This is a genomic window from Streptomyces sp. cmx-4-9, assembly GCF_046548835.1.
Taxonomy (GTDB): Bacteria; Actinomycetota; Actinomycetes; order Streptomycetales; family Streptomycetaceae; genus Streptomyces.
This window is the reverse complement of record NZ_JAEBEE010000002.1, coordinates 262,297-288,218: the sequence shown is the minus strand read 5'-3', so window position 1 is coordinate 288,218 and position 25,922 is coordinate 262,297. Positions and strand designations below refer to the sequence as shown.

Below are 25,922 nucleotides of genomic sequence, written 5' to 3'. Positions count from 1 at the left end.
CGGGTGCCGGCGAGCGTGGCGTCCACCGCGCTCCGGCTGAGCGCGCAGGTGCGGGTGGAGTCCCGCTGTAGCGGCACCGACTTGGCGTGCGGGTGGGGGCCAGTCGTGCGGCCTCGGCCGTGTCGGGGGCCGTCCGCCCTAAGCCTGGACCGGTTCGCCGGCTTCCCGCGGGCGGCCTGCACCACGCAGGTCTGACCGCCCCACCCCGGCGAGTGTGTCGGGAACGGCGCTGCGGCGGCCGGCGCTCTCACGGCCCCTGCCGGAACGCCGGCCCCTGAATCCGTGGCACGTCCGCCACCCGGTCTGGGGCCTGTCCTGGGCCCGTACTGGGATGTCCTGCGCTCACACGTTCACGGGAGCCAGTTCCGCGGCCGGGGCCGCCTCCGGGGCGCGGGCGGTTTCCTGATCGCGGCGGACCAGGGCCGCGTACCGGCCGTCCGCCTCCAGGAGCTCCTCGTGCGTTCCGCGCTCGGCTATCCGCCCCGCGTCCAGGACCACGATCTGGTCGGCGTCGCGGACGGTGGAGAGGCGGTGCGCGATGGTGATGGTGGTACGCCCCGCGGACAGGTGGTCGATGGCCTGCTGGACGGCCTGCTCGGTACGGGTGTCCAGGGCGCTGGTGGCCTCGTCGAGGATGAGCACCGGCGGGTCCCGCAGGATGGTGCGCGCGATGGCCAGGCGCTGCTTCTCCCCGCCGGAGAAGCGGTATCCGCGCTCACCGACCAGGGTGTCGTACCCGTCGGGGAGGGAGGCGATGTGGTCGTGTATCTGCGCCGCGCGCGCCGCCTCGACCATCTCCTCGTCGGTGGCGTCCGGTTTGGCGAACCGCAGGTTGTCCGCGACCGAGGCATGGAAGAGGTAGGTCTCCTGGGAGACGACACCGATGGACCGGGCGAGGGAGTCGAAGTCGAGGTCGCGCACGTCCACCCCGTCGAGGGTGACGCGGCCGCCCGTCACGTCGTAGAGCCGGGGCACCAGGTAGCTGAGCGTGCTCTTGCCGGAGCCGGTCGGTCCGACCACGGCGAGGGAGCCGCCCGCCGGAACCGTGATGTCGATGCCCTTGAGGGTCGGGCCGTTCTCGGTGTCGTAGCCGAAGTCCACCTCCTCCAGCCGCACCTCTCCCTTGGCCCGGTCCAGCCGCACCGCGTCCTCGCGCTCGGTGATGTCCACCGGCAGGTCGAGGTACTCGAAGATGCGGGAGAACAGGGCGAGCGAGGTCTGTATCTGCACTCCGGTCGACAGCAGGCTGACGGCGGGCCGGAAGAGGCCCTGCTGGAGGGTCACGAAGGCGACGAGGGTGCCCACGGACAGCGAGGGGGCGCCGGACTGCAGGGCCAGGCCCGCGGCCCAGTAGATGAGCGCGGGCATGGCGGCCATGACGATGCCGATGGTGGACATCCGCCAGCGCCCGGCCATGCTGGAGCGCACCTCCAGGTCCACCAGCTTCTCGGACTCCTCGGAGAAGGCGGAGGTGAGCGAGTCGGAGCGGCCCATGGTGCGCCCGAGGAGGATGCCGCTGACCGACAGGGACTCGGTGACCGTGGCGGCCATGGCGGCCATCTGCTTCTGCCGCTGGAAGGTGATCTTCTTGCGCTCGCGCCCGACCCGGCGGCTGATCCACACGAAGGCGGGGAGCAGGAGCAGCGAGACCAGGGTCAGCCGCCAGTCGAGGGCGAGCATGGCGACCACGGAGGCGATGACGGCGGTGAGGTTGGAGACCAGCGAGGTCGCCGTGGAGGTGACGGTGGCCTGCATGCCGCCGATGTCATTGGCGATGCGGGACTGGACCTCGCCGGTGCGTGTCCGGGTGAAGAAGGCCAGGGGCATCCGCTGGAGCTGCGCATAGACGGCGGTGCGCAGGTCGTGCATGACGCGCTGGCCGACGGTGGTGGAGATGAAGGTCTGCAGCACGCCGAAGACGCTGGTGACCACGGCCGTGAGGATCATGCCGAGGGCGAGCAGGCTGAGCAGTCCGGTGCGGCCCTGAGGTATCGCGACGTCGAGTATCTCCTTGAGCAGGAACGGCGAGGCGACGCCGACCAGCGAGGAGGCTCCGACGAGCAGGCCGACGACGGCGAGCCGGCCGCGGTAGGGCCGGAAGAGGCCGACGATCCGGCGCAGCTCCCGCGGCCGCTCCGCCGGACCGGGGCGGCTGGGGTCGAGGGATTCTTTCGATGGGGTCCACTTCGGTTCTTCGGGGCGCATGGGCCTCCTTCTGACGAGACTCGCATGAGCATAGCTCATTGTTACCTATACTCACAATGAATCTGGTCCTGATACTGTTCCCAGTATGAGGACCTCTTCCGAGACCGACACCACAGACGGCGTTCTCGCGGAGCAGCTGCTGCGCCTGACCCGACGGCTCCACCGCATCCAGAAACGCCATCTGGAGCCGCTCGGCATCACTCCGGCGCAGTCCCGGCTGCTGCGCCTGGTCTCCCAGCACGACCGCGAAGAGGCCCCCCGAATGGCTGATCTCGCCGCCCGCCTGGAGGTGGTGCCCCGCGCCGTCACCACGCTCGTGGACGGCTTGGAGGCCGCCGGATGCGTACGGCGCGTGCCCGATCCGGCGAACCGGCGGGTCATAAGGATCGAGCTCACCGAGACCGGTCGCGCCACGCTGCGCCGCCTGCGCAACGCGCGGACCGACGCGGCAGAGGAGATCCTTGCTCCGTTGACCGCCGAACAGCGCGAGGTGCTCGGCAGTCTGCTGAACGCTCTGACGGACGCCCCCGCGCCCGCCGAGCACCGCTGCTGAGAGGGCCGGGAGGCCGCCGGGGGCCACGCGTGGCCGCGAGTGGGTGAGGGGACGCACATGCCGCTGCTGGAACCGGACCCGGGGGCCCTGCGCCCCCGCGGCGCCGGCGCCCCCGCCCCTGACCGGGTGCCCGGCCACCGGGCGGCCGGCACGCCCGAGCCGCTGCGCAGCGAACTGTCCGACCTGCTGGGCGCCGAGAAGGTGCTGGGGAAGGTCTCGGACCTCGTCCGCTACGCCTCCGACGCCTCCCCCTACCGCTTCGTCCCCCAGGTCGTGGTGGTCGCCGAGGACCTGGACGACGTCTCCGCCGTCCTGTCATACGCCCGCGGCCGCCGGCGCGACGTCGTCTTCCGCGCCGCCGGGACCTCGCTCAACGGGCAGGCGCAGGGTGAGGACATCCTGGTCGACGTGCGCCGCCACTGGTCCGGGGTCGAGGTCCTCGACGGCGGGCTGCGCGCCAGGATCCGGCCCGGCACCACGGTCGTCCGCGCCAATGCCGCCCTCGCCCGGCACGGCCGGGTCCTCGGACCCGACCCGGCCAGCGCCCTCGCCTGCACCCTCGGCGGAGTCGTCGCGAACAACGCCTCCGGCATGACGGCGGGCACCACGCGCAACGCGTACCGCACCCTCTCCTCGCTCACCTTCGTGCTGCCCGGCGGCACCGTCGTGGACACCGCCGACCCGCAGGCCGACGAGGCGCTGGCGCACGCCGAACCGGCGCTGTGCCGCGGGCTGATGGACATCAAGCGGGAGATCGAGGCCGATCCGGAGCTGGTCGCCCGCATCCGCGCCAAGTACGAGATCAAGAACACCACCGGCTACCGGCTCGACGCCTACCTGGACGGCGCCACGCCCGTGCAGGTCCTGCGCGGCCTCATGGTCGGCTCCGAGGGCACGCTGGGGTTCATCGCCGAGGTCGTCCTGGACACCCTCCCGCTGGACCGCCTGCTGACCAGCGCCCTGCTGTTCTTCCCCTCCCTCACCGCGGCGGCCGCGGCGGTGCCGCGGTTCAACGCGGCCGGCGCGCTCGCCGTCGAGCTCATGGACGGCAACACCCTGCGGGCCTCGGTCAGCGTGGCCGGCGTCCCCGCGGACTGGGCCGGCCTGCCCCGGGAGACGGCCGCGCTGCTGGTGGAGTTCCGGGCCCCGGACGAAGCCGGCCGCACCGCGTACGAGCGCCGGGCGGCGCAGGTGCTCGCCGGACTCGACCTCGTGGCGCCGGTGCCCTCCGTCACCAACGCCTTCACGCGCGACCCCGCGGCCATCGCCGGCTACTGGAAGGCCCGCAAGGCCTTCGTCACCGCGGTCGGCGGAGCCCGCGCCCCCGGCACCACCCTGATCACCGAGGACTTCGCCGTGCCGCCCTCGCGGCTGGCCGAGGCCTGCGAAGCGCTGCTCGCACTGCAGGCCCGGCACGGCTTCGACGCGGCCGTCGCCGGTCACGCGGCCCACGGCAACCTGCACTTCCTGCTCGCCTTCGACGCCGCCGACCCCGCGGACGTCGAGCGGTACGCGGCCTTCATGGACGCGTTCTGCCGACTCACCGTGGACCGCTTCGACGGCTCCCTGAAGGCCGAGCACTCCACCGGCCGCAACATGGCGCCCTACCTGGAACTGGAATGGGGCCCCAAGGCCACCGAGCTGATGTGGCGCACCAAGCGGACCGTCGACCCGGACGGGGTGCTCGCCCCGCGCGTGCTGCTCGACCGCGACCCGCGGGCCCATCTGCGCGGCCTGAAGACCATCCCGCGGGTGGAGGCGCCGGCCGACCCGTGCATCGAGTGCGGGTTCTGCGAACCGACCTGCCCCAGCGGGGACCTGACCACCACCCCGCGCCAGCGGATCGTGCTGCGCCGCGAGATGACGCGCCAGCAGCCGGGCTCCCCGGTGCTGGACGCCCTGCTCGACGCCTACGGCTACGACGCCGTGGACACCTGCGCCGGTGATTCCACCTGCCGGCTCGCCTGCCCGGTCGGGATCGACACCGGCGCGCTGATGCGGGACTTCCGCCACCGGCGGCACGGTCCGCGCGAGGAGCGCGCCGCGGAGCTGGCCGCGCGCCGGTTCCGGGCGGTCGAGACGGCCGCACGGCTGGCCGTCGCGGCCGCAGGCAAGATCACCGACCGGGTCGGGGACCGGTTCCTGGCAGCCGTCACGGGCGCCGCGCGCAAGGCCCTGCGTCCGGACCTGGTGCCGCAGTGGCTCCCGCAGGTCCCCGGCGCCGCGGCCCGCCGACTGCCCGCCACCGAGCGGGTGGGCGCGGCGGCCGTGTACTACCCGGCCTGCGTCAACCGGATCTTCGGTGGACCCGCGGGCGACCCGGGCCCCTCCCTGCCCGAGGCCGTCGTCGCGGTGTCCCGGCGCGCCGGGAAGCCCGTGTGGATCCCGACCGACGTGACCGGCACCTGCTGCGCAACCATCTGGCATTCCAAGGGGTACGACGCCGGCAACCGGGTGATGGCCGACCGCATCGTCGAGGCCGCCTGGGGGTGGACGGCCGGCGGGCGCCTGCCGCTGGTGGTCGACGCCTCCTCGTGCACGCTGGGCCTGGCCCACGAGGTGGTCCCGTACCTCAGCGAGGACAACCGGGCGCTGCACGCCGAGTTGCGGATCGTGGACTCGGTCGTGTGGGCGGCCGAGGAGCTGCTGCCCCATCTGGAGGTCCTGCGGAGGGCGGGTTCGGCGGTGCTCCATCCCACCTGCTCCATGCAGCACTTGGGCGATGTGGCGCAGCTGCGTGCCGTCGCCGAGGCCTGTGCCCACGAGGTGGTGGTCCCGGACGACGCGGGCTGCTGCGCCTTCGCGGGCGACCGCGGGATGCTGCACCCCGAGCTGACGGCTTCCGCCACCGCCCGGGAAGGCGCGGAGGTCACGGCGCGGAGCTTCGACGCGTACCTCTCGGCGAACCGGATGTGCGAGGTGGGCATGGAGCGCGCCACCGGACACGGCTACGCCTCGGTGCTGCTCGAACTGGAGCGCGCCACTCGCCCCTGACCGAGGCCACGAGCTGCGACGACGCCCTCCGCAACGGCAGAAGACCTCGTCGCGGCGGCCTCCGGCGGGCGGAAAATCGTTTGCCGGAGCCCGGTCCGGAAGACGAACCTTGCACTGTTTGGGCCAATCGACCAGTCATGGGGCGTCATGCAGATCAGCGATCTTCCGTATCCGGACCCCGGGGTACCCGACGCCCGTTCCGGGCCCCGGTTCCTGGTCTGGCTGGGCCGGGGGCAGATCGGCGGCCAACTCAAGAGCCTGGCCTGGGGGCTGGTGCACTTCTCCGGAGTCGCCGGACTGCCGTACGCGGTGGGCTTGGGCGTCGAGGCGGTCGTCAACCGCGACGGGGGCCGGCTGCTCCTGGTCGGCGCGCTGCTCGCGCTGCTCGGCGTCGCCATCGGCGTCGGTGACGCGATGCTCCACCGCACCGCCGTCACCAACTGGATCACCGCCGCCGCGCGCGTACAGCAGCTGCTGGCGCGCAAGACCGCCGAGTTGGGCTCCGCGCTGACCCGCCGGGTCGCGGCGGGCGAGGTGGTCGCCGTCTCCACCGGCGACGTGGAGAAGATCGGCTGGTTCGTCGAGGCGGTCTCCCGCTTCCTCGCAGCCGCGTTCGCCGTCGTCATCGTCTGCGTCGGCCTGCTGTTCTACGCGCCCGAGCTGGGCGCGGTCGTGGCCGTCGGCGTACCGGTCGTCGCGCTCGCCGCGCTGCCGCTGCTGCCCCGCGCCACCCGGCGTGCGGACGTCCAGCGGGAGAAGGCGGGCAAGGCCACCGAACTCGCCGCGGACACCGTCGCCGGTCTGCGCGTCCTGCGGGGCATCGGCGGTGAGGAGCTGTTCCTCGGCCGCTACCGCGAGGCCTCCCAGGAGGTACGCAGGGCCGCCGTGCGCAGCGCCCGGATGTGGGCGCTGATCGCGGCGATCCAGGTGCTGCTGCCGGGCGCTCTGATGATCACCGTGGTCTGGTACGGGTCCGCTCTCGTCCTGGACGGGCGCATCGAGGTGGGGGAACTCGTCGCGGCCTTCAGCGCCGTGGCCACCCTGCTCTACCCGCTGCGGCACTTCGAGGAGATCGCCATGGCGTACTCCTTCTCGCGCCCCTCCGCCCAGCGGGCCGCCCGGGTGCTGTCCCTGACCCGGACGGACCCCGGCGGACCGGACGCCCCGGCCGCCGAAGGGCAGCCGGCGGGGCGGGCTGCGGCGGTACGGCCGCCCGCCCCGGGCGGGGACCTGTACGACCCGCAGACCGGGGTGCTGGCTCCCGCGGGCATGTTCACCGCCGTGGTGTGCGGCGACCCGGACCTGGCGGGCCGCCTCGCGGAGCGGCTGGGCGGCCACCCGATGGACGACGCGGCCGCGGAGGCCGGTCCCTCGGTGCTCCTGGGCGGGGTGGCGCTGGACGACCTGCCCCTGGACACCGCGCGCACGCTGGTCCTCGTCCAGGACAAGGACCCGGTGCTGCTGTCCGGCACGCTGCGCGAGCTGTTCGACGTACCGGCGTCCGGAGCGGTCGGGGCGGCCGAGGCGCTGGAGGCGGCGCAGTGCGGGGACGTGCTGCAAGCCTTGCTGCAGTCGGCGCCGGACGGGGTCGAGGACCCGATGGACGCCCGGATCACCGAGCGCGGCCGGTCCCTGTCCGGGGGCCAGCGCCAGCGGCTCGCCCTGGCGCGGTCCCTGGTGACCGACCCGGAGGTGCTGGTCCTGGACGAGCCGACCTCGGCGGTCGACTCGCACACCGAGGCCCGGATCGCGGAGGGCGTCGCGGCCCTGCGCACCGGACGCACCACCGTGGCCATGGCGTCCTCACCCCTGCTGCTGGACCGCGCCGACCGGGTCGTCCTGGTCCACGAGGGCAAGGTGGCGGCGGTCGGCGCGCACCGCGAGCTGTTGCGCGAGGAACCGCTCTACCGGGCGGTCGTCACCCGCGAGACGGAGGACGAGCAGCGGCTCGCCCGCCTGGAACTGAACCGGCTTGAAGAAGCCCTCACCGAGATCGAGGAGTCCGCATGATCGGCGTGGCGCCGCCGCAGTACGATCCGGCGGCCCCCGAGACGGCCGCGACCCTGCCCGTGGGCTCGTCAGCGACCGTCCGGGGCTACGTCCGCGCACTGTTCCGCCGCCACCGTCGCGCCTTCCTGGCGCTGGTGGCGGTCAACGCGGTCGCGGTGATCGCCTCGATGGTGGGCCCCTATCTGCTGGGCCGGGTCGTGGACGGACTGGCCGCCGGCTCCCGCGAACTGCATCTGGGCCGCGTGGCGCTGGTGTTCGCACTGGCCCTGGTCGTGCAGACGCTGTTCGTGCGGCTGGTACGGCTGCGCGGCGCCATGCTCGGCGAGGAGATGCTGGCCGATCTGCGCGAGGACTTCCTGGTGCGTTCGGTGGCGCTGCCGCCGGGCGTCCTGGAGCGCGCCGGGACCGGTGACCTGCTGTCGCGGATCACCACGGACATCGACCGGCTGGCCAATGCGATGCGCGAGGCCGTGCCGCAGCTGGCGATCGGCGTGGTGTGGGTGGGGCTCCTGTTCGGTGCGCTGGCCGTCACCGCACCGCCGCTGGCGCTGGCGGCGCTGACCGCGCTGCCGGTGCTGGTCCTGGGCTGCCGCTGGTACTTCCGGCGCGCCCCGTCGGCCTACCGCTCGGAGGCGGCCGGGTACGCGGCGGTCGCGGCGGCGCTCACCGAGACCGTGGACGCGGGCCGCACGGTCGAGGCGCACCGCCTGGGGCCGGACCGGATCGCGCTGTCGGAGCGCCGGATCAAGGAGTGGACCGCGTGGGAGCGGTACACGCTCTTCCTGCGCACCGTCCTCTTCCCCGTCATCAACGCCACCTTCATCACGATTCTCGGCTCGGTCCTGCTGATCGGCGGCTACTGCGTCATCCAGGGCTGGATGACGGTGGGCCAGCTGACCACCGGTGCGCTCCTCGCCCAGATGATGGTCGATCCGATCGGCCTGATCCTGCGCTGGTACGACGAGCTGCAGATCGCCCAGGTGTCGCTGGGCCGCCTGGTGGGCGTACGGGAGATCGAGCCGGACGCGGGCGACGCGGAGGTGTCGCCCGCGGGGCGGGACGTACGCGCCCAGGAGGTCCGGTTCGGCTACCGGGAGGGCGTGGACGTCCTGCACGAGGTGTCCATGGCGGTACCGCCGGGCACCCGGATGGCGCTGGTCGGCCCCTCGGGCGCGGGCAAGTCCACCCTGGGCCGCCTCCTGGCGGGCATCTACGCGCCGCGGACCGGCGAGGTCACCCTGGGAGGGGCGCAGCTGTCGGACATGCCGGCGGAGCGGGTGCGCGAGCACGTGGCGCTGGTCAACCAGGAGCACCACGTGTTCGTGGGCTCGCTGCGGGACAATCTGCGGCTGGCCCGGACCGGGGCCGCGGACGCGGAGCTGTGGGCGGCGCTGGAAGCGGTGGACGCCGAGGGGTGGGCGCGGGCCTTCGAGGCCGGCCTGGACACCGGGGTCGGCTCCGGGGGCACGGTGCTGACCCCGGCGCAGGCCCAGCAGGTCGCGCTGGCCCGGCTGGTGCTGGCGGACCCGCACACGCTGGTGCTGGACGAGGCCACCTCGCTGCTGGACCCGCGCGCGGCACGGCACCTGGAGCGTTCCCTCGCCCGGGTGCTGGACGGCCGTACGGTGATCGCGATCGCCCACCGGCTGCACACCGCGCACGACGCGGACGTGATCGCGGTGGTCGAGGGCGGACGCATCAGCGAGCTCGGCTCGCACGACGAGCTCGTCGCGGCGGACGGCGCCTACGCAGCACTGTGGCGCTCCTGGCACGGCTGAGCCGGCCCCGCCCCCGAAGCCCCCGGCCCCCGGCCCCCCGCCCCGATCCGAGGCCGGGGGCCGGGGGCCGCGGCTTTCGCCGTCCCTGCGCCGTCGCGGTCAGCGGTGGCACGGTCCGCACGGATGCCCGAGAGGCGGCCGGTGCGGTGGCCGGAGAGGTCTGCCGGGCGCCGCGACCCGGTGGACCTCTCCGGTCACCGCACTAGATGAAGCCCAGGGCCGAGGCGCCGCCGAACCCTCCGAGGAGGAGGAAGGCCGGCATGAGGACCTTGAGCTCGACCCAGCTGCCCGCGCGGAAGCGCATCATCTTCGGCGGGCCGATGGGGTACCAGCGCTTGCCGGCGATGGGCAGCGGCCACAGGATCGGGCAGCCCGACACCGTCAGGGCGTCGCCGATGTCGTGGACCAGGGCGCCGAGGAGGATCGGCAGGCCCAGCCAGAGGTACTCCTGGCCGGGGCCGGTGAACAGCCAGTCCGCGCCGTTGCCCGGCTGGTCGAGCACGCCCGCGAGGATCCAGGCGCTGGTGGCGCCGAGCAGCCAGACGAGGATGTCGCTGGACATCCGGGCCGCCCGCCACAGCAGTCCCTCCACGGCGAGCACCAGGTGGACGAAGAGTATCGCGAGGACGCCCCAGCGCTCGGTGCCGGCGGCGAGGGCCGAGGCGCCGGCGCCGGTGAGGACGGCCCAGAGCCAGGTGTGCGTCAGGGTGCGGTGGCCGCCGGTGCGGCGGGCGTCCCTCGGGGAGCGGGTGGCCTTGTAGACCGCGTAGGAGATCTTGTCGACCACCTCGCACACGCCGCGCGAGAGCGGGCCGAAGGCCCGCGAGATCGTCGCCGACTTGTGGTCGAGGTCAGGGGCGAGGGCGGCGCCGGCGCAGATCAGGGCGCCGACCACGAGGACCGGCCAGGGCATGGGGTGGCCGGCGGCCGCGGTGGCCGCGCCCACCCCCAGCCAGGCTGCTGCGCCGGACAGTGAGTGAGCCGGACCCATCATGGTCTTTTCCCGCCCCGGTGGTGTGGTGCTCGGGCCCCCTCGACGGTTTCGTTCGGGCCGCATCGACGGCACAGCGTACCGTCGATGATCTTCCTCCTCCCCGCCGGTTCCCTCATCCGGGCGGAAGCCAGGCAAGATGGGGGGTGTGACCCTCATTGATCAGCTCCCGCCGAACGCCGACCCCGACGCCCTCTTCGAAGCCTTCTCCTCGTGGGCGGAGGGCCAGGGCATCGCCCTGTACCCGGCGCAGGAGGAGGCGCTGATCGAGGTGGTCTCCGGGGCGAACGTGGTCCTCTCCACGCCGACCGGCTCCGGCAAGAGCCTGGTGGCCGCGGGCGCGCACTTCACCGCCCTGGCCCAGGACAAGGTCACCTTCTACACCGCCCCCATCAAGGCCCTGGTGTCCGAGAAGTTCTTCGACCTGTGCAAGCTCTTCGGCACCGAGAACGTGGGGATGCTGACCGGCGACGCCTCCGTGAACTCGGACGCCCCCGTGATCTGCTGCACCGCGGAGGTGCTGGCCTCGATCGCCCTGCGCGACGGCCGGCACGCCGACATCGGCCAGGTCGTGATGGACGAGTTCCACTTCTATGCGGAGCCGGACCGCGGCTGGGCCTGGCAGATCCCGCTGCTGGAGCTGCCGCAGGCGCAGTTCGTCCTGATGTCGGCGACCCTCGGCGACATGAAGCGGTTCGAGGAGGACCTCACCCGGCGCACCGGCCGGCCCACCTCGGTGGTCCGCTCCGCGACCCGGCCCGTCCCGCTGTCGTACGACTACGTCACGACGCCCATCACGGACACCATCACCGAACTGCTGGAGACCCGGCAGGCCCCGGTGTACATCGTGCACTTCACGCAGGCCCAGGCGGTCGAGCGGGCGCAGTCGCTCATGAGCATCAACATGTGCACGCGCGAGGAGAAGGACAAGATCGCCGAGCTCATCGGCAACTTCCGCTTCACCACGAAGTTCGGCCAGAACCTCTCCCGCTACGTCCGGCACGGCATCGGCGTCCACCACGCCGGCATGCTGCCCAAGTACCGCCGCCTGGTGGAGAAGCTGGCCCAAGCCGGCCTGCTCAAGGTCATCTGCGGTACCGACACCCTGGGCGTCGGCGTCAACGTGCCGATCCGCACCGTGCTGTTCACCGCGCTCACCAAGTACGACGGCAACCGGGTCCGCACCCTGCGGGCCCGCGAGTTCCACCAGATCGCCGGCCGGGCCGGCCGGGCCGGATTCGACACGGCGGGCTATGTGGTCGCGCAGGCGCCCGAGCACGTCATCGAGAACGAGAAGGCCCTCGCGAAGGCGGGCGACGACCCGAAGAAGCGCCGCAAGGTGGTGCGCAAGAAGGCACCCGAGGGCTTCGTCGCCTGGTCGGACACCACCTTCGAGAAGCTGATCGCCGCCGACCCGGAGCCGCTGACCTCGCGCTTCAAGGTCACCAACATCATGCTGCTGTCCGTCATCGCCCGGCCGGGCGACGCCTTCAAGGCCATGCGGCACCTCCTGGAGGACAACCACGAGCCGCGCAAGGCCCAGCTGCGCCACATCCGCCGGGCCATCGCCATCTACCGCTCCCTGCTGGACGGCGGGGTGGTCGAGAAGCTCGACACCCCGGACGCGGAGGGCCGCACCATCCGGCTGACGGTCGACCTCCAGCAGGACTTCGCGCTCAACCAGCCGCTGTCCACCTTCGCCCTGGCCTCCTTCGACCTGCTGGACCCCGAGTCGCCCTCCTACGCGTTGGACATGGTGTCGGTCGTCGAGTCCACCCTGGATGACCCGCGGCAGATCCTGGCCGCGCAGCAGAACAAGGAGCGCGGCATCCAGGTCGGCCAGATGAAGGCGGACGGGATCGAGTACGAGGAGCGGATGGAGCGTCTCCAGGACGTCACTTATCCCAAGCCGCTCGAAGAGCTGCTCTTCCACGCCTACGACGTCTACGCCAAGAGCCACCCCTGGGTCCGCGACCACCCGGTCTCCCCGAAGTCGATCATCCGCGACATGTACGAACGCGCGATGACCTTCACCGAGTTCACCTCCTTCTACGAGCTCGCCCGCACCGAGGGCATCGTGCTGCGGTACCTGGCGAGCGCGTTCAAGGCACTGGACCACACCATCCCCGACGACCTGAAGTCCGAGGACCTCGAAGACCTGATCGCCTGGCTCGGCGAGCTGGTCCGCCAGGTCGACTCCAGCCTCCTCGACGAGTGGGAGCAGCTGGCGAACCCGGAGGTGGAGACGGCCGAGCAGGCCCAGGAGAAGGCCGACCAGGTCAAGCCGGTCACGGCGAACTCCCGCGCCTTCCGCGTCCTGGTGCGCAACGCCATGTTCCGCCGGGTGGAGTTGGCCGCACTCGACCACGTGAACGTGCTGGGCGAGCTCGACGGCGACTCCGGATGGGACGCCGACGCCTGGGGCGAGGCCCTGGACGGCTACTGGGACGAGTACGACGACCTCGGCACGGGCCCCGATGCCCGCGGGCCGAAGCTGCTCCAGATCGAGGAGGACCCGGCGCACGGCCTGTGGCGCGTCCGCCAGGCCTTCGCCGACCCCAACGGGGACCATGGCTGGGGCATCAGCGCCGAGGTCGACCTCGCCGCCTCCGACGAGGAGGGCCGGGCCGTCATCCGGGTCACCTCGGTCGGTGAACTCGGCGCGCTCTGACCGACGCCCGCAACCCGCCGACCCGCCCGTGCCGCTCGCCGCGCCCGGGCCCGACCGTGGAGAACCCCTGATGACGAACCCCGCCGAGAGACTCGTCGACCTGCTCGACCTGGAGCAGATCGAGGTCAACATCTTCCGCGGCGCCAGCCCGCACGAATCCCTCCAGCGCGTCTTCGGCGGCCAGGTCGCCGGACAGGCCCTGGTGGCGGCGGGCCGCACCACCGAGGGCGACCGCCCGGTGCACTCGCTGCACGCGTACTTCCTGCGCCCCGGCATTCCCGGGGTGCCGATCGTGTACCAGGTGGAACGGGTGCGCGACGGGCGGTCCTTCACCACGCGCCGGGTCACCGCGGTCCAGCAGGGCAAGACGATCTTCAATCTCACCGCCTCCTTCCACCAACCGGAGGAGGGCAGCATCGAGCACCAGCTGCCTCCCCGCCTCGACTTCCCCCACCCGGACGCGCTCCCCAAGGTCGCGGACGAGATCCGCGAGCACCTGGGGGCGCTGCCCGAGGCGCTGGAGCGGATGGCCCGCCGCCAGCCCTTCGACATCCGCTACACGGACCGGCTCCGCTGGACTCCCGAGGAGCTCAAGGACGCCGATCCGCGCAGCGCGGTGTGGATGCGCGCGGTCGGCCCGCTGGGCGACGACCCGCTGGTGCACACCTGCGCCCTCACCTACGCCAGTGACATGACCCTCCTCGATGCCGTGCGCATCCCCGTGGAACCCCTGTGGGGCATGCGCGGGTTCGACATGGCCTCCCTGGACCACGCCATGTGGTTCCACCGGCCCTTCCGTGCCGACGAGTGGTTCCTGTACGACCAGGAGTCGCCCATCGCGCACGGCGGCCGCGGCCTGGCCCGCGGCCGCATCTACGACCTGGAGGGCAGACTGCTGGTCTCCGTGGTCCAGGAGGGCCTGTTCCGTCCGTACTCCCCGCGGTCCGCCCGGCCGGCCGCTTCGACCCCCGAGAACTGAGCACGCACATGCCCGACCCGGCCCTCCCCTGCCCCTGCGGGCTGCCCGCCGCCTACCCGGAGTGCTGCGGCCGCTTCCACTCCGGCGTCCGGCAGGCGCCCACGGCCGAACTGCTGATGCGCTCGCGCTTCAGCGCCTTCGCCGTGGGCGACACCGCCTACCTGCTGCGCTCCTGGCACTCCTCGACCCGCCCGGGCGGCCTCGACCTGGACCCCGGGCAGCGCTGGGAGCGCCTGGAGATCCTCGGTACGCAGCGCGGCGGGATGTTCGAGACCGAGGGCTCGGTGGAGTTCCGGGCGCACTACCGCGAGGGCGGCCGCACCGGTTCACTGCACGAGCTCAGCGGTTTCTCCCGCGAGGGCGGTGCCTGGGTCTACGTCGGCCCCCTCTCCCCCGTCGACTTCGACTGACCGCGAGCGGCGGCCAGGGCGGCACCCAGGCTCGCGCGGTAGCGCTCCACCTCCGGTGCACCGTCGGCCTTCAGCAGCGCCCGGGCGACCGCCGCGGCCGCCGGGGCCTGCGGGTGCCCGTACGGCAGGGGTGGGGCGAGAGCGGCCAGGACGATGCGCTCCGCCGGATCGGGCACGGCCGTGCGCAGCTCCTCTTCGGGGAGTACGGAGGCCAGGACGGCTGCCCGTCCCCAGGGGTCGGGGGTCCGTTTCAGCAGGAGCCCGACGTGCCGGGCCCGCCAGGAGCGCGGCCGCAGATCGGTACCGGCCGTCATCAGCTCCCGGTCCGCCGGTGGCGCGGCGCCGCGGAGCGCGGTCGGCTCCCGCTCGGCGAACTCCCGTAGTTCCGCGGCCAGGTACAGCCAGACCACGGCCCGGTAGCGGTTGATCCGGTATCCCACCGGCGTGAGGTGGCCGCAGCGTGCGAGCCGGGTGAACCGGCTCGGGCCGATGCCCAGCACCTCCGCGCCGGCGTCCGCGCCCGCCACCGCCTTGAGCCGTTCCCGCAGTGCCCGGGGCCCGTCCCCGTCCGGACCGGCCGCACGTTCCGGAAGGCCCCTGTCGGCCGGGCCGCCTGTGCACGGGGCTCCCCCGGCCTGCCGCGTCGCGGCCGTCCTCACCCGTTCCAGCTCGGCCCGCGCGTACCGCGCTCCGCCGCCCGGGGCCGACGGGCCCGCGCAGACGATCCCGAGCTGGACGGCCCGGGCGAACTCGCTGCGGCTCAGGCCCAGTTCCGCTGCGGCTTGTACGCCGCCCACCAGGAGGCCTGCGCCCAGCGCCGCCTCGGCCTCCCGCAGCACGGCCTCAACCTGCATCGTCATGACGCTCTCCCCACCGGTAGTGATTACCCTGTGTGAAGACCGTAACTCCGCGTGACGACGCCGCGCGAGGCCTGTGGATAACTCTCCGAGCCCCTCCTCAGCCGCCCGTGATCCGTCGCTCCGCCACGCCCAGGTGCTCGCCCACCCGGTTGACCAGCAGCGTCATCTCGTAGGCGACCTGGCCGATGTCGGACTCGGAGGCGCTCAGCACGCACAGGCAGCTCCCCGGGCCCGCCGCCATGACGAACAGGACGCCCTCGTCGTACTCGACCATCGTCTGGCGTACCTCACCCGCCCGGAAGTGCCGGCCCGACCCCTTGGCCAGGCTCTGCAGACCGGCCGCGACAGCGGCGAGGTGTTCCGCGTCCTCCCGGGCCAGCCCCGCGCTCGCGCCCGTGACCAGGCCGTCGTTGGACAGCACCACCGCGTGCCGCACCTGTTGGACCCTGCGCGTCAGGTCGTCCAGCAGCCAGTCGAGCTGCTTGTCCAGTGCCATTTCCGAGTCCCTCCCCCTCGGCACGGCCCGCATGGCCGCGCCCCGCCCCGCATGGTCGTCCCGCCAGCCTTCCCCACCGGTGCCTTCCCGGCAAGGAGGATGTCCCCATGTCGAAGAAGATGACTCAAGAGGAATGGCGGGCCTTCGTCTCGCACTCCACCCGCACCGGCAAGCTCTCCACCGTCCGCGCGGACGGCAGTCCGCACATCGCTCCCGTCTGGTTCGTGCTCGACGGCGACTCCTTCGTCTTCAACACCGGCAAGGACACCGTCAAGGGCCGCAACCTGGCCCGGGACGGCCGGGTCGCGCTGTGCGTCGACGACGACCGGCCGCCGTTCTCCTACGTCGTGCTCCACGGCCGCGCCGAAATCAGCGAACACGCCGACGACCCCGACGGGATGCTCGCCTGGGCGACCCGGATCGGCGCCCGCTACATGGGCGCGGAGCACGCCGCCGCCTTCGGACGCCGCAACGCCGTCCCGGGCGAACTCCTCGTACGGGTCCCCATCGCGAAGGTGATCGCCGAGGCGGGCGTCGCCGACTGAGCCCCGGCCGCGGCGGTTCACGCGGAGTCCGTCTGCGGCCCCACCGATTCCAACAGCCTGGCGGTGTGCACCCGTCCGGCGTACTCGACCAGCCTGATCAGCACTTCCTTACCCGAGTCCCGGTCCCGGGCGTCGCACAGCACCACCGGGGTCCCCTGATCCAGGTCCAACGCCCGGGACACCTCGTTCGCCCCGTACCGCCGGGCGGTCGTGAAGCAGTTCACCGCCACGACGAAGGGGATGCGGCGGTGCTCGAAGTAGTCCACCGCCGGGAAGCAGTCCTCCAGCCGCCGCGTGTCGGCCAGCACCACCGCGCCGAGCGCCCCTTGTGACAACTCGTCCCACAGGAACCAGAACCGGTCCTGTCCCGGCGTCCCGAACAGGTAGAGGGAGAGCCCGGACCGGATGGTGATCCGGCCGAAGTCCATGGCCACCGTCGTGGTGGTCTTCTGGTCCACCCCTCCGGTGTCGTCGACCTGTTCGCCCGCCTCGCTCAGCAACTCCTCGGTCCGCAGCGGCCGGATCTCGCTGACGGCGCCGACCAGCGTGGTCTTGCCCACCCCGAAGCCCCCCGCCACGAGGATCTTCAGCGCGAGCGGGGCCAGCTCGGTGTCGGTGTCCTCTTGTCGCATCACAGCGCTCGCAATCCCTCGATGACTTCCCGCAGAATCCGCTCGTCCGGCAGCTGCGCGGGCGGTACCGGTCGGCTCACCTTCACGTGCCCGCCCTCCAGCAGGTCCCCGAGCAGGACGCGCACCACCCCCACGGGCAGGTCGGCGTCGGCGGCGAGTTCCGCCACCGACTGGGTCTCGGCCCGGCAGAGTCCGAGCAGCGCCCGGTGCTCGGGGCCGAGCAGCGACTCGGCCGCCGCGTCGGTGCCCTCCGGGTCGACCGCGACCAGCGCGATCAGATCGAAGCGGAGGCCGTGGGGTCCGGGCTTCGTGCGTCCGCCGGTCATGGCGTACGGACGGACGAGGGGGCCCGCGTCGGCGTCGTACCACTGGCCGCTCATGTGCCGGACCGCCGCCCTCAGCCCGCGGCCGGCGGCCGCGCCGCGAACCGGGGCGGCGTGTAGAGGTGCTCGCCGACCTGCTTCACGAGCCGGGCCATCTCATAGGCGATCAGGCCGATGTCGGCGCCGGCGGAACTGAGGACGGCCAGGCAGGACCCGTCCCCGGCCGCCGCGACGAAGAGGAACCCCTCGTCCATCTCGACCATCGTCTGGCGCACGCCCCCGGCGTGGAAGTGCCGCCCCGCGCCCTTGGCCAGGCTGTGGAAGCCCGAGGCCACGGCGGCCAGGTGCTCGGCGTCCTCCCGGCTCAGCGCGTGGGACGCGCCGACCGCCAGGCCGTCGTTGGACAGGACCACGGCGTGCCGGACCTCGCGCACCCGGACGACCAGGTCGTCCAGCAGCCAGTCCAGTTCCCCCGACCGCCGGACGCCGTCCAGGTCGGTTCTCTGCTGTTCGATCATCACACTTCTCCTTCGCTGCCTGCGTGGGCGGAGTTCTCCCGGGTGCCGCGGGCCCAGCCGTCCCGGTAGGCCGCCATCCGGTCCCGCGCCTGCTCCGGGCTGCGTCCCGGCGGACCCGCAGGCGGCCGTTCGCCGGCCGGCGCCTTGGCGGGTGCCTCGCGCAACTGGGGCACGAGGCTGGCCTGGCGCACCCGGCGCGGCAGCTCGGTCACCGGGGACGGGGACGGGGACGGCGCCGGAGCAGGGGTGCCGGGGCCCGCCTCCGCCTGCGTACGCGGTCCCGCGGGGCTTGCGGAGCGCGGCCGGAACGGGGCCACCGGGGCCGGGGGCTGCTCCCCCGGGCCGGCCGGCTGCGCGGCGGACGGGGACCGGCCGGGCCCGGGCTTCCGGTGGGCGGCGGCCGGGGTGCGGTCCGCAGCCGGGAGGTGACCGGCCGGAGCGCGATCACCCGGGGTGCGGCCGGCCGGGGCAAGGCCGGCCGGAGTGCGATCGGCCGGGGTGTGGTCCGCGGGCGTCGGGCCGGCGGCCGCGATGCCGTGCACCTCCTCCCGTACCGGCGCCGCGGCGGAAACCTCCTCGGGGGGTCCGGGGCGGCGGGGCGACGTCCCGGCACGCTGGTCCGGGACGGCCGTGCCTGCGGTGCCCGCGGCCTGGAGCAGGGAGTTGGGCAGCAGCACCACGGCGGTGGTGCCGCCGTACGGTGACGTGCGCAGGTGCACCTTCACCCCGTGGCGGGCCGAGAGCCGGCTGACCACGAAGAGCCCCAGCCGGTCGCTGTCGAAGAGGTCGAGCGCCTCGGACTGTTCGATGCGCCGGTTGGCGTCGTTCAGCGTGTCCCGGCCCATGCCGAGGCCGCGGTCCTCGACCTCCAGGACGTAGCCGGTTCCGACGGGTTCGCCGCTGACCCGCACCTTGGTGTGCGGCGGCGAGAACTGGGTGGCGTTCTCGACGAGTTCGGCGAGCAGGTGGGTCAGGTCGGCGACGGCCCCGCCGACGACCGCGGCCTCGGCGAGCTGGCGGACCTCGACCCGGGTGTAGTCCTCGATCTCGGAGACGGCGGCCCGCACCACGTTCGTCAGGGGGACCGGCATCCGCCAGGCCCGGCCGGGAGCCGCCCCCGACAGGATGATGAGGCTCTCGGCGTGCCGGCGCATCCGGGTGGTGAGGTGGTCGAGGCGGAAGAGGTCGCCGAGCTCGTTGGGGTCGTCGGCGCGGCGCTCCATCGAGTCCAGCAGGGTGAGTTGCCTGTGCACCAGGACCTGGCTGCGGCGGGCGAGGTTGACGAACACCCCGGAGACCCCGCTGGCCAGTTCGGCGCGCTCGACGGCGGCGCTCAGCGCGGCCCGGTGGACGGTGGCGAGCGCCTCACCGACCTGGGTGACCTCGTCCTCGGCCGCGGGTTCCGGCGGGGTCTCCGCGTCGACGTCGATCTGCTGCCCGGCCCGCAGCCGGTCCATCGCGTGCGGCAGTTTGCGGTGGGCGATCTCCAGGGCGGTGTTGCGCAGGGAGACGAGCTCGACGACCAGGGCGCGGCCGATGCGCACGGAGATGAAGAGCGAGGCGGCCACGGCGGCCAGGCCGAGCAGTACGGCGGCGCCGGCCGGGCTGAGGGCCCCTTCGGCAAACGGGTCCGCACGGTCGGCGGCAGCGGCGTGCGCGGCCTCGTCGATCTCGCGGAGCGAGGCGCCGATGCCGCTGTGGGCGGCCTCCCAGCCCGGTGGTGCGCCGACCGCGTCCCGGGTGGTCCCGGCGGCCAGCGCCCGGTCCTCCGCGCCGGTGAGGTCGGCGTAGGCGGCGCTCCTCGCCACCGACTGCCAGGCCTCCTGCTGGGCTGCCGGGAGGTCGCCGGTGGCCCCGGCGGTCAGGGCGCGGCGGGTCTCGACGGCGCCGGTGAGCCGACGCAGCGTGTCGGCGGTGCGCGGGCCCGGCAGGGCGAGCAGGGCGTCCTCCTGGGAGAGGAGTTCGCGGGCGCGGGCGAGTTCGAGCAGGACGCGGGCCTCAGGGCCGAGTTCGGCGTCCTGCCCGTCGGACAGGGCCCCGGTGACGGCGAGGGCGGCGTCGATCACCCGGGTGTAGATCTCGTACGCGGCCTCGGGGGTGGCCCGGCGGCCCGTGATGTCCTTGCGGGTGGGGCCGAGGGCGTCCGCGGCGGCGACGAAGGCGCTCAGCCGGACCGCCACGCCGGTGCGGTAGTCGCCGGAGTCGGCGACGGTGTGCCGGTCGCCGAGGCGCAGCCGCCGGACGGCGGCCTCGCTGCGCTGGGCCTGCTGGTCCAGGGTGGCGCCCTGGTCGGCGGCCGGTTCCGCCAGCAGGCGGACTGCGGCCCGGCGCTCTGCCTGGAGTTCGGCGACGGCGGCGGCGACGGGGGTGCGTATCTGCGCATCGACCCGCTGGACGCGGCTGAGCCGGGCGATGTCCTGGGCGGTGCTGACGGTGGCGAAGCCCCAGAGTGCGAGCAAGGAGACCACGGGGACCATCAGCAGGGAGACGATCTTCGCGCGGACGGTGCGGGGGCGCAGCCGCAGCCCGGGCTTGCGGCCGGGGGACGGGGCGGGGGCCCGTCGCGGGGCGAGGAGCTCGGCCGGTTCCTCGGCCGGCGGTCCGGCGTGGGCCCGGCGGCCGCGGGCCGCAGGCGCGGGCAGCCGGGGCGCCGGTGCTGCCGGTTTTCTGCGGGGTGTGCGCATGGGCTCCTCGTTCGGGGGCGCTTCGTGCTGGTGCGGGGCGGGGGCGGTGCGGGCGGAGGGCGCGGCGGCGGGTCAGTGTGCGGGCGCCGGGTGTTCGCCGAGGTGCTGGGCGGAGGCGGAGGCGGCGCGTTCGTCGGCGGTCGGGGAAAGCGCGACGAAAGCCGAGGTGATGAACAGGTAGGAACCGAGCCCGACGGCGAGCGGGAAGATGAACTGCATGGCCGTGGCGCCGGTCAGGGCGCCGTCCGAGGGGCTGACATCGACGGCGACGGCCATCATCCCGGTGTAGTGCATGCTGGTGACGGCGGCGCCCATGACCAGGGAGGCGACGGCGACGGCGACCGGTGCCTTGATGTTCAGCGCGGCCCACAGGGCTGCCGTGGCGGCCACGACGGCGATGGCGACGGAGAGGCCGACGGCCAGCGGCTCGTAGCGGACGTCCCCGTGCAGGCGCAGGGCCGCCATGCCGAGGTAGTGCATGCTGGCGACGCCGAGGCCGGTGGTGAGGCCGCCGAGTACGAGGGCCCGGCCGCGGTCCTTCCCGTATCCCACGGCGAAGAGGCCGGCGCCGACGACCAGCATGGCGACGAGCAGGCTGAGGATGGTCAGCGGGACGTCGAAGCGGATCTGGGTGCCGACGACGTCGAAGCCGAGCATGGCGACGAAGTGCATGGTCCAGATGCCGGAGCCGATGGCGGAGGCGGCGGTGACCAGCCAGTTGCGGCGGGAGGATCCGGTCGCGGCGAGCGCGCGGACGGTGCAGCGCAGCCCGAGGGCGGCGCCGATCGATGCCATCACGTATGACAGTGCGGGTGTCAGCCAGCCATAGGCGGCGTGGTCCATGTGTCCCATGGCCACGGGACGCTAGTGCGGGTGAGGGCGCGAACACGGGGCGCATTTCGAAAGCAGCTGGAACTGCTGGAATATGACAGAGATACGTTCTTGTTCGATCACGGCACGTGCCTCCTTGTACACGGCCTGCACGCGCCGCTGCGGACTCCGGTGCGAGATCATGGGCGCATGAGCGAAGACCACACCCGTGTGCAGGAGTTCTTCGGGGCGCGCGCCGCCGACTGGGACCGGAAGTTCCCCGGGGACGGGCCCGCCTTCACGGCCGCCGTGGCCGAGTTCGGGCTGCGGCCCGGCGACCGCGTGCTCGACGCGGGCTGCGGCACCGGACGGGCGCTGGGCGCGCTGCGTCGCGCCGTCGGGCCTGCCGGGCTCGTAGTCGGGGCCGATGTCACCCCGCAGATGCTGGCCGCCGCGCAGCGGGCCGGGCGCGGCGCCGAGGGCGCGCTGCTGCTGACGGACGTGGCCCGGCTCCCGCTGCGCGACGGGGCGCTGGACGCGGTGTTCGCGGCCGGGCTGATCGCCCATCTGCCCGATCCGTCATCCGACCTGCGCGAGCTGGCCCGGGTGGTGCGCCCCGGCGGCCGGCTCGCGCTCTTCCACCCCATCGGGCGCGCCGCCCTGGCCGCGCGCCAGGGACGCGAATTGACCCCGCAGGACCTGCGGGCCGCGCACAACCTCCGTCCGCTGCTGTCCGGTTCGGGCTGGGAGATGGCCTCGTACGCCGACGAGGACCACCGCTTCCTCGTGGTGGCGGTGCGCCGGCCCTGAGGCGGCCGGTCCACGGGGGTGCACCCGGCCCTGGGGCCGGCTCAGGACGGGGGCTGGGCCTCCGCGCCGGCGGGCCGGCGGGGCGGGGGGACCGGGCAGCCGCCGGCGCCGGGCAGTGGGAAGGTGCCGAGCTCGCCCACGTCGTAGCCGCCGGGGTAGCCCTTGATCTCCGGGTTCTGGCGGGCGTAGTGCGGGGTTCTGCGCGGCGGCAGCAGACGCACCGCGCGCCCGCGCAGCCGCAGGGCGCCCCGGACCAGCCGCCGGACCCGGGGGTGCGGCTGGCGGAACCGGAAGGCGTCCAGCAGGGAGTCGTCGAGGAGGGCCAGGCTTGCGGCGCGCACGGCCGGGGTCAGCGGCGCGGGGTACCAGGAGGCCATCAGGTCGAGGGTGGAGTCCGCGACCTCCCGGCCGCCCGCGTCCCAGCCGAAACGGGCCTTCTCGTAGGCGTCCAGGGTGGCCTCGAACTCCTCGTAGGAGCCGGGGATGTCCGGGATGCCCATGTGCCGGCCGAGGGTGGCGTAGTAGTTCGCCGAGGCGCGGCGCTCGTGGTGGGTCAGCGGGCGCCAGCCGTACGCGTCCAGCCAGCGCGCCGGGATCACCACGAAGGTGCACAGCACATACCGCATGTCCTCGTCGCTGATGTCGTAGCTGCGGTGCATCTGGTTGACGCGGCGGATCGCGGTGCGTGCGGTGTCGCTCTCGAAGCCGTGCTCCACCACCGCGTCGAGCAGCAGGGCCGTGTCGTCGTAGCGCTTCTGGGTCCGGCCGGTGAACTCGGCGGTCCCGGCGAGGAGGCTGCCGATGGCGGGGACGGCGTAGGTGCGGAAGAGGGCGAGTTCCAGGGCGCGCGTGAAGTCCCAGGGGAACTCGAAGGTGGCGGTGAGCCGGTAGATGGCGAGGAAGTCCTTGTCGGGATCGAGCCGGAGGATCTCCCTGAGCCGGTCGTATCGCTGCACCGGGTGTCCCTTTCTGTGGCGGGCCCCCAACTCTACGTGCAGGTGGCAGCCTTGGAAATCGTCACCCCGGCGCTCTCGACGGGCGGGTTACCCGCTGGTTAGGGTGCGCCGACGAGAGAGCCAACAGGAGGCCACGTGTCCGACGACGAGGGGGGCGGCTCGCTGTACGTGCTGACCGCCGTACTGATGACCCCCGCGCAGTTCCCCGGCATCCTGGGCGACGATTTCCCCGAGGCCTGCTCACTGCTCGGCGTGGAGCCGTCCGGTGAGGGGTACGGGCTGGTCCTGGGCCAGGACGAGGAGGGAGCGCGCTGGACGGTCGTCGTGGACGACGTCTCGCTCGTGGCGGCCGCGATCGCCTCCTGGGACTGCGGGATGGACTACGACCTGTCGCCCGACGAGCGGACCATCGTGGTCTCGCTGGCGGGCTGGCCCCTCGAACTCTCGGTGGCCGCCTCCGGGATACCCGAGCCCCACGATCCGGAGCAGGGCGCCGACGGCACGGGACGGGTCCCGCTCGCCCCGCCCTCGGCCGAGACCTGGGGTGCGGTGCAGAGGCGCATGGGGGCGGACCAGATCGCCCGGGAGTGGGCCGACTGGTGCGGGCGGGAGGCCGCGGACGGCGGAGCGGCGGCGGCCGCCCACCCCGGGCTCTCCCGGGCCCTCGACGAGGCCCTGGGGTACACCCGTACCCCGCCGCCGCCCGGCAGGGTGCGGTCCTCGTTCGCGGGCGAGGGGGCGCGGACGCTGCGGGCGGACGGCCCCGGCTGGTCGCTGGTGGCGCGTACCGGCGGCGCCGCCTTCGTGCTGCTGGACGAGGAGCCGGGTGAGGTCCTCGTCGTCCCCCGGGACGGGGAACCGCCGCTGGGGCCGCTGCTGGAGGCGCTGGACCGCATCGCGGTGCGCCCGGCCTGAGCGCAGGACCGGGACGGGCGCGCGGGGCGCAGAGGCGCCCCGACCCCTGCACCCCACCCGGGGCACCCCGGACTCCCGGGGGTCAGACGCGGTCGAGCGGGACGTGCGGGGCCGGGGGCAGCGTCACCGTGATCGCGTCGCCGGGTCGGATCGTCCCGCCGTGGCGGACGACGCCCATGATGCCCGCCTTGCGGACCGGGTCCCCGTGCTCGTCCCGGCCCACGACCTGCTTGAGCAGCCCGTGCCGGTACGCGTCGATCTGACGGCACGGGTTCCGCAGGCCCGTCACCTCGACCACCGCTTCCTCGCCGAGCCGCAGCAGGGTGCCGGTCGGGAGCCCGAGCAGGTCTATGCCCGCGGTGGTCACGTTCTCCCCGAGCTCGCCGGGCGCGACCTCGAAGCCGGCCTCGGCCACCTCGTCGAACAGTTCCCGGTGGATGAGGTGCACCTGCCGCAGGTTCGGCTGGGTGGGGTCCTGCGCCACCCGGGAGCGGTGCTTGACCGTCACTCCGGCGTGCACGTCCCCTTCGACTCCGAGCCCTTCGAGGAGCCGGATGCTTGCGCGCGGCGGCTTGGTGAACGAGTACACGCCGTTGCTGCTGACCGCAGCGACCGAGCCGGCCTGTGCCGTGTTCATAAAACTCCCCCCTCGCCGCCTCAGCGGCCGATCTGCTTCTTCGACACGTGGCGCAGCCGACGGCGCTGGGAGGGGTCGAGCAGCAGGTACGCGACTGCCGGGACCCCGATGAGGACCAGCAGACCCGCCCAGAACCCGACCGTCCAGAACAGGACCACGGCTGCCGCGACACCGGCCACGGCGATCTTTCCGCTGGTGGACATTCCCGGACACCTCCTCCTGATCGTCGACCACTACCCGGTCAACGCGCCGTCCCCCCGAACCGTTCCCGTCCGTGGCGGCGGCCGCGGTGCACCCGGGGGATGTGCGCCGTGTGGGCCAGGATCGCGCGGGCGATCGTGGCGCGGTCGGCCGGGTCGACGCCGTGGCCCGCGTTCTCCAGGGGCAGCAGGCGGGCGCCGGGGACGGCTGCGGCGAGTGCCTCGCCGTGCCCGAGCGGGAACATCGGGTCCGCGGTTCCGTGGATGACCAGGGTGGGCGCAGTGATCGACGCGGGCGACCGGTGCAGAGGCCGTCCGGCCGGCAGCACGTCGTGGTTGCGCACGGCCGCGAAGTCGTCCGCGCGCGCGATGTCCCGGCGCACCAGCTCGCGGACGGCGTCCTCGTCGAACGGCCGTCGGCCTCCTGCCAGCACGCGTGCGTACGCGACCAGGTACTCGGCCACCGAGGCGGCCTGCGTCCAGTCCACCTGCGCGGTGGTGACGAACCGCGTGAACTCCTCGGTCGGCGGCGGCAGTTCACGGCCGCCGCCCACGGCGGGGGACGTGCTGACCAGGACGAGCGAGCGGACCCTTGCGGGGTGGTCGAGCGCGACCGACTGCGCGAGTGCACCTCCGGCCGAGACGCCCACGAGGTGCGCGGCCGGGATTCCCAGGGCGTCGAGCACCCGCACGGCGTCGTCGGCCAGGTCCGCGCCGCTGTAGCCGGGCCGTCCCGGCTCGTAGGTGACGGAGCGGCCGGTGTCGCGGTGGTCGTAGCGGATCACGAACCGTCCGCCCGCGGCGAGCGTCCGGCACAGGCCCTCGTCCCACCACAGCATCGAGGCCCCGGTGCCCATGATCAGCAGCACCGGCGGGTCGGACCGGGCGCCGAAGGACTCGGTGCACAGCGCCACACCGTCCGTGCCGGTCATCCGCTCGGCCATG

At 73.5% G+C, this 25,922-nt stretch carries 23 protein-coding genes; 10 read left to right on the top strand and 13 right to left on the bottom strand.

All coding sequences use genetic code 11. The features are described 5' to 3' along the window. Positions 1–342 precede the first annotated feature (342 nt). Positions 343–2,205 carry an ABC transporter ATP-binding protein gene (locus ACLJTM_RS07380; RefSeq protein ID WP_411102603.1) on the bottom strand — a complete coding sequence of 621 codons (1,863 nt, stop codon included), beginning with the start codon at positions 2,203–2,205 and terminating at the stop codon, positions 343–345. An 85-nt stretch (positions 2,206–2,290) separates the two neighbouring features. Here ACLJTM_RS07380 and ACLJTM_RS07375 point away from each other — a divergent pair, with 85 nt between their 5' ends. From ACLJTM_RS07375 to ACLJTM_RS07360, 4 genes are all read left to right on the top strand, one after another. After that, positions 2,291–2,758: a MarR family winged helix-turn-helix transcriptional regulator gene (locus tag ACLJTM_RS07375; RefSeq protein WP_411102602.1), complete on the top strand. Its 468-nt coding sequence runs from the start codon at positions 2,291–2,293 to the stop codon at positions 2,756–2,758. A 57-nt stretch (positions 2,759–2,815) separates the two neighbouring features. Continuing rightward, entirely contained in the window at positions 2,816–5,752 is a 2,937-nt protein-coding gene (locus ACLJTM_RS07370; protein WP_411102601.1) for an FAD-binding and (Fe-S)-binding domain-containing protein, read from the top strand. Between the two features lie 147 nt (positions 5,753–5,899). Next, positions 5,900–7,762: an ABC transporter transmembrane domain-containing protein gene (locus ACLJTM_RS07365; RefSeq protein ID WP_411102600.1), complete on the top strand. Its 1,863-nt coding sequence runs from the start codon at positions 5,900–5,902 to the stop codon at positions 7,760–7,762. Next, positions 7,759–9,540, top strand: coding sequence for an ABC transporter ATP-binding protein (locus ACLJTM_RS07360; protein WP_411102599.1), 1,782 nt, complete (start codon positions 7,759–7,761; stop codon positions 9,538–9,540). Before ACLJTM_RS07365 ends, ACLJTM_RS07360 begins: the two co-directional genes overlap by 4 nt. Positions 9,541–9,742: 202 nt before the next feature. Here the strand turns inward: ACLJTM_RS07360 and ACLJTM_RS07355 are convergent, their stop codons facing one another. Then, positions 9,743–10,534: a metal-dependent hydrolase gene (locus tag ACLJTM_RS07355; protein WP_411102598.1), complete on the bottom strand. Its 792-nt coding sequence runs from the start codon at positions 10,532–10,534 to the stop codon at positions 9,743–9,745. 145 nt (positions 10,535–10,679) lie between these two features. Between ACLJTM_RS07355 and ACLJTM_RS07350 the strand changes: the two genes are divergently transcribed. The 3 genes from ACLJTM_RS07350 (at position 10,680) to ACLJTM_RS07340 (ending at position 14,591) form a co-directional block, all read left to right on the top strand. Beyond that, positions 10,680–13,202: a DEAD/DEAH box helicase gene (locus ACLJTM_RS07350; protein WP_411102597.1), complete on the top strand. Its 2,523-nt coding sequence runs from the start codon at positions 10,680–10,682 to the stop codon at positions 13,200–13,202. Between the two features lie 70 nt (positions 13,203–13,272). Next, positions 13,273–14,181 carry an acyl-CoA thioesterase gene (locus ACLJTM_RS07345; protein ID WP_411102596.1) on the top strand — a complete coding sequence of 303 codons (909 nt, stop codon included), beginning with the start codon at positions 13,273–13,275 and terminating at the stop codon, positions 14,179–14,181. A gap of 8 nt (positions 14,182–14,189) precedes the next feature. Further along, positions 14,190–14,591 (top strand): YchJ family protein, encoded by a 402-nt coding sequence (locus ACLJTM_RS07340; protein ID WP_411102595.1) that lies wholly within the window; start codon positions 14,190–14,192, stop codon positions 14,589–14,591. On the opposite strand, the gene ACLJTM_RS07335 is transcribed toward ACLJTM_RS07340, so the two are convergent. Beyond that, a complete protein-coding gene (locus ACLJTM_RS07335; protein ID WP_411102594.1) occupies positions 14,555–15,451 on the bottom strand; it encodes a DUF6397 family protein in 897 nt (298 codons plus the stop codon). The genes ACLJTM_RS07340 and ACLJTM_RS07335 overlap by 37 nt on opposite strands. Before the next feature lie 97 nt (positions 15,452–15,548). After that, on the bottom strand, positions 15,549–15,947 hold the full coding sequence (locus tag ACLJTM_RS07330; RefSeq protein WP_411102593.1) for a roadblock/LC7 domain-containing protein: 399 nt from the start codon (positions 15,945–15,947) through the stop codon (positions 15,549–15,551). Positions 15,948–16,054: 107 nt separating this feature from the next. On the opposite strand from ACLJTM_RS07330, the gene ACLJTM_RS07325 reads away from it, so the two are divergent. Beyond that, positions 16,055–16,492, top strand: coding sequence for a PPOX class F420-dependent oxidoreductase (locus tag ACLJTM_RS07325; protein WP_411102592.1), 438 nt, complete (start codon positions 16,055–16,057; stop codon positions 16,490–16,492). 17 nt (positions 16,493–16,509) lie between these two features. Here ACLJTM_RS07325 and ACLJTM_RS07320 read toward each other — a convergent pair whose 3' ends face one another. The 5 genes from ACLJTM_RS07320 to ACLJTM_RS07300 all read right to left on the bottom strand — a co-directional run bounded on the left by ACLJTM_RS07320 (position 16,510) and on the right by ACLJTM_RS07300 (position 21,501). Further along, on the bottom strand, positions 16,510–17,124 hold the full coding sequence (locus ACLJTM_RS07320; protein WP_411103262.1) for a GTP-binding protein: 615 nt from the start codon (positions 17,122–17,124) through the stop codon (positions 16,510–16,512). After that, positions 17,124–17,504: a DUF742 domain-containing protein gene (locus ACLJTM_RS07315; RefSeq protein ID WP_411102591.1), complete on the bottom strand. Its 381-nt coding sequence runs from the start codon at positions 17,502–17,504 to the stop codon at positions 17,124–17,126. The genes ACLJTM_RS07320 and ACLJTM_RS07315 overlap by 1 nt, the downstream gene beginning before the upstream one ends. 17 nt (positions 17,505–17,521) lie before the next feature. After that, on the bottom strand, positions 17,522–17,965 hold the full coding sequence (locus tag ACLJTM_RS07310; RefSeq protein WP_411102590.1) for a roadblock/LC7 domain-containing protein: 444 nt from the start codon (positions 17,963–17,965) through the stop codon (positions 17,522–17,524). Beyond that, positions 17,965–20,649 (bottom strand): nitrate- and nitrite sensing domain-containing protein, encoded by a 2,685-nt coding sequence (locus tag ACLJTM_RS07305; RefSeq protein WP_411102589.1) that lies wholly within the window; start codon positions 20,647–20,649, stop codon positions 17,965–17,967. Before ACLJTM_RS07305 ends, ACLJTM_RS07310 begins: the two co-directional genes overlap by 1 nt. A gap of 72 nt (positions 20,650–20,721) precedes the next feature. Further along, entirely contained in the window at positions 20,722–21,501 is a 780-nt protein-coding gene (locus ACLJTM_RS07300) for an MHYT domain-containing protein (RefSeq protein WP_411102588.1), read from the bottom strand. Between the two features lie 168 nt (positions 21,502–21,669). Between ACLJTM_RS07300 and ACLJTM_RS07295 the strand changes: the two genes are divergently transcribed. Continuing rightward, positions 21,670–22,269 carry a methyltransferase domain-containing protein gene (locus ACLJTM_RS07295; protein WP_411102587.1) on the top strand — a complete coding sequence of 200 codons (600 nt, stop codon included), beginning with the start codon at positions 21,670–21,672 and terminating at the stop codon, positions 22,267–22,269. Between the two features lie 41 nt (positions 22,270–22,310). On the opposite strand, the gene ACLJTM_RS07290 is transcribed toward ACLJTM_RS07295, so the two are convergent. Beyond that, positions 22,311–23,225, bottom strand: a complete 915-nt coding sequence (locus ACLJTM_RS07290) for an oxygenase MpaB family protein (protein WP_411102586.1) — start codon at positions 23,223–23,225, stop codon at positions 22,311–22,313. Between the two features lie 135 nt (positions 23,226–23,360). Here ACLJTM_RS07290 and ACLJTM_RS07285 point away from each other — a divergent pair, with 135 nt between their 5' ends. Then, complete coding sequence (locus ACLJTM_RS07285) at positions 23,361–24,140, top strand: hypothetical protein (RefSeq protein WP_411102585.1); 780 nt, start codon at positions 23,361–23,363, stop codon at positions 24,138–24,140. A gap of 82 nt (positions 24,141–24,222) precedes the next feature. Here the strand turns inward: ACLJTM_RS07285 and ACLJTM_RS07280 are convergent, their stop codons facing one another. The 3 genes from ACLJTM_RS07280 to ACLJTM_RS07270 are packed head-to-tail and all read right to left on the bottom strand — an operon-like array spanning position 24,223 to position 25,921. Then, on the bottom strand, positions 24,223–24,777 hold the full coding sequence (locus ACLJTM_RS07280) for an MOSC domain-containing protein (RefSeq protein ID WP_411102584.1): 555 nt from the start codon (positions 24,775–24,777) through the stop codon (positions 24,223–24,225). Positions 24,778–24,797: 20 nt separating this feature from the next. After that, on the bottom strand, positions 24,798–24,980 hold the full coding sequence (locus tag ACLJTM_RS07275) for a hypothetical protein (RefSeq protein ID WP_411102583.1): 183 nt from the start codon (positions 24,978–24,980) through the stop codon (positions 24,798–24,800). Positions 24,981–25,018: 38 nt separating this feature from the next. Then, positions 25,019–25,921, bottom strand: a complete 903-nt coding sequence (locus ACLJTM_RS07270; RefSeq protein WP_411102582.1) for an alpha/beta fold hydrolase — start codon at positions 25,919–25,921, stop codon at positions 25,019–25,021. Between the last annotated feature and the right edge of the window lies 1 nt (position 25,922).